The organism is Dietzia sp. DQ11-38-2, assembly GCF_014145055.1.
Taxonomy (GTDB): Bacteria; Actinomycetota; Actinomycetes; order Mycobacteriales; family Mycobacteriaceae; genus Dietzia.
The window spans coordinates 159-3639 of the sequence record NZ_JAALDW010000446.1; the positions used below are offsets into that span (position 1 = coordinate 159).

3 protein-coding genes are annotated in these 3481 nt (G+C 70.2%); all 3 read left to right on the forward strand.

Features of this window, described 5'->3' with window-relative positions:
• The first annotated feature begins 168 nt into the window (after positions 1–168).
• Positions 169–1836: a DNA repair helicase XPB gene (locus G6026_RS14245; protein ID WP_107755835.1), complete on the forward strand. Its 1668-nt coding sequence runs from the start codon at positions 169–171 to the stop codon at positions 1834–1836.
• A 59-nt stretch (positions 1837–1895) separates the two neighbouring features.
• Positions 1896–2582: a DUF3239 domain-containing protein gene (locus G6026_RS14250; protein ID WP_107755834.1), complete on the forward strand. Its 687-nt coding sequence runs from the start codon at positions 1896–1898 to the stop codon at positions 2580–2582.
• A 161-nt stretch (positions 2583–2743) separates the two neighbouring features.
• Positions 2744–3481, forward strand: a 738-nt coding sequence (locus G6026_RS14255) for an FAD-dependent oxidoreductase (RefSeq protein ID WP_182613560.1), incomplete at its 3' end; no start/stop codon positions are given.

Below are 3481 nucleotides of genomic sequence, written 5' to 3' on the forward strand. Positions count from 1 at the left end.
TCGCAGGGGGACGGATCGAGGGAATCGAGCCCGACTCCGCCGAGGCCGTGAGCCTGCCGCTGCACCGCGTGATCTCCGTCGCGGACGTCGACCCGACACGCTGAGGCGAAATTCGGGACACTGGAGGGTCGGGCCCGACCGGACCCGCGACACGCGAGGAGAACCGAAGTGAGTGGTGGACCGCTGATCGTCCAGTCGGACAAGACCGTGCTGCTGGAGATCGACCACGACCAGGCAGGCGACGCCCGACAGGCCCTGGCACCGTTCGCCGAACTCGAGCGCGCGCCCGAGCACGTGCACACCTACCGGATCACGCCGCTCGCCCTGTGGAACGCGCGGGCCGCCGGGCACGACGCCGAGCAGGTCGTCGACGTACTGGTCACCTATTCCCGTTTCCCCGTCCCTCAGCCGTTGCTCGTCGACATCGCGGACACGATGGCCCGCTACGGCCGCCTCCAACTGGTCAAGAGCCCGGTCCACGGTCTGACGTTGATCTCGCTGGACGCCGCCGTGCTCGCCGAGGTCAGACGGCACAAGAAGATCGCCCCGATGCTCGGCGCCCAGATCGACGCGGACACCGTGATCGTCCACCCCTCCGAGCGCGGCCGCCTCAAGCAGGAGTTGCTCAAGGTGGGATGGCCGGCCGAGGACCTGGCCGGGTACGTCGACGGCGAGGCGCACGAGATCGCGCTGTCCACCGAGTCCGAGCCCTGGGAGCTGCGCGACTACCAGCAGATGGCGGCGGACTCCTTCTGGGCCGGCGGGTCCGGTGTCGTCGTGCTGCCCTGTGGCGCCGGCAAGACCATGGTCGGTGCCGCGGCGATGGCCCGCGCCAAGGCCACGACGCTCATCCTCGTGACCAACACCGTCGCCGGGCGGCAGTGGAAACGCGAACTGCTCGCCCGCACCACGCTCACGGAGGACGAGATCGGCGAGTACTCGGGTGAGCGCAAGGAGATCCGCCCGGTCACCATCGCCACCTACCAGGTCGTCACCCGCAAGACCAAGGGCGTGCACCGCGCACTCGAATTGTTCGATTCCCGTGACTGGGGGCTGATGATCTACGACGAGGTGCACCTGCTCCCGGCACCGGTCTTCCGGATGACCGCGGACCTGCAGTCGCGTCGCCGACTCGGGCTCACCGCCACCCTGGTGCGCGAGGACGGACGGGAAGGGGACGTGTTCTCCCTCATCGGCCCCAAGCGATACGACGCCCCCTGGAAGGACATCGAGGCACAGGGATGGATCGCCCCGGCCGACTGTGTGGAGGTGCGCGTGACGCTCACCGAGAACGAACGCATGATGTACGCCACCGCCGAGGCGGAGGACAAGTACAAACTGTGCTCGACCGCGCGGACCAAGACCGCGGTGGTCAAGAGCATCCTCGCCCGGCACGCGGGCGCGCCGACCCTGGTGATCGGCGCCTACCTCGACCAGCTGGAGCAGCTCGGGGGCGAGCTCGACGCACCGGTCATCCAGGGCTCCACGCCCACCAAGGAACGGGAGGCACTGTTCGACGCCTTCCGTTCCGGGGAGATCTCCACCCTCGTGGTGTCCAAGGTCGCGAACTTCTCCATCGACCTGCCCGAGGCGAGCGTGGCGGTCCAGGTCTCCGGGACCTTCGGCTCCCGTCAGGAGGAGGCGCAGCGGCTCGGACGACTCCTCCGTCCCAAGCAGGACGGCGGGCAGGCCCACTTCTACTCGGTGGTCTCCCGGGACACCCTCGACGCCGAGTACGCGGCCCACCGCCAGCGTTTCCTCGCCGAGCAGGGGTACGCGTACCGGATCGTCGACGCCGACGACCTGCTCGGACCGGACCTGCCCGAGGTCGGTTGAGGGCACACGGACCACCCTGGTCGCCGCGCCCGCCCCGCGACGCCTGGGATACTGGACCCATGGCCTCAGACCGCACCTCCCGCACGCCGCACGAGCAGTACCGCCTCGCCGACTTCCCCGTCGACGACGCCTGGGTCCGCAGGAACAACGAGAGCCTGGCCGAGGTGCGTCGCCTCCAGTGGTCGGCGGGCGTCCTCGGCGTCGTCGTCCTCGCCGCGGGGGCCGGGATGCTCCTGTACTCCGAGCTGGCCGCATGGGGGTGGATCGTCGCCACCGTGGCCGGGGTCTTCGCGATCGGGTGCCTGGCGATGATCTGGTACATCCCCCGCAAGATGGGGTCGATGGCGCACACCTACGCCACCTCGGAACTGGTCCCGGCGATCGTCGCGGAGGTCCGACCGCGCGGAGTGACGCTGCTGGCCCTGGTCGACCGCGCCGTCGACCGATCCGCCGGCACGCTGCCCGCCCTGGCGGTCCGCAGTTGCGAGAAGATCCCCGGTCACGAGGCCCGTGTGGGCGAGCGGGTCCCCTGCGTCGCGGTGGTGGGTAACCGCAGCGCCCGCGGCGCCGACAACCTGTACCAGTTCATCTCCCCCATGCCCGTCGCGTGGGCCACCCCGGATACCGCCGTCCTCCGGCGACTGACGAGGGAGATCCCCGCCGGTGAGTGGGAGTCCCTGCGCCAGAAGCTCGATCGGGTCGACGAGGTGTCCCAGACCCCCACCAACCTCCTCCCGTTGGACTGACCCGGCCCCCTCTGCGGGGCCCTCCTCCCGCCACCCCACGGGGTCCTCACCCGGCGTCCCTCGACCTGTGAGCAAGTCGTCACGGCGCCGTGATCCGCCGCCATTGAACGGCAACACGCGGTTCCTAGCCTGGTCGGCACAGGCTAGAAGGAGGTCCCCCCATGACCGAGCACATCGTCGTCGTCGGGCACGGAATGGTCGCCCATCGGTTCGTCTCCACCCTCGCATCCCGGTGGGCCACCGCCGATCTCACCGTGACGGTGATCGGCGAGGAGTCGGACCCGGCGTACGACCGCGTGGGCCTGTCCTCCTACGTCGGTGAGTGGGACCGCGAGTCGCTGCACCTCGAGGACGCGCAGCACGCGGCCGACCCCCGGGTGACCGTGCGATCAGGCCAGCTGGTCACCTCGATCGACCGCGAGGTCCGCGAGGTCGAACTGACGTCGGGTGAGCGGATCGCCTACGACACACTGGTCCTCGCGACGGGGTCGCGGGCGTTCGTCCCGCCCGTACCCGGCCACGACCTGCCGGGGTGCCACGTCTACCGCACCCTCGACGATCTCGACGGGATCCGCGCGGCCGCCGAACGCGCCGGGGCCGGCTCCCACGGGGTGGTGATCGGCGGCGGTCTGCTCGGGCTCGAGGCCGCCAACGCGGTGAGCCTGCTCGGGCTCACGCCACACGTGGTGGAGCGCAACGACCGGCTCATGCCGCTGCAGGTCGACGCCGGGGGCGGGCATGTTCTGGCCTCGCTCATCCGTGACCTCGGGATCGAGATCCACCTCTCGATCACCGGAACGGAGATCACCGAGACGGCAGACGGCGTATCCGTCCGGCTGACCGACGACGAGGGCGTCACCACGGTCGTCGACGCGGCGTTCGTGGTGTTCTCGGCGGGA

Coding starts and splice junctions, on each gene's coding strand:
- G6026_RS14250 (WP_107755834.1), top strand. CDS start 1,896: ATGGCCTCAGACCGCACCTCCCGCACGCCGCACGAGCAGTACCGCCTC.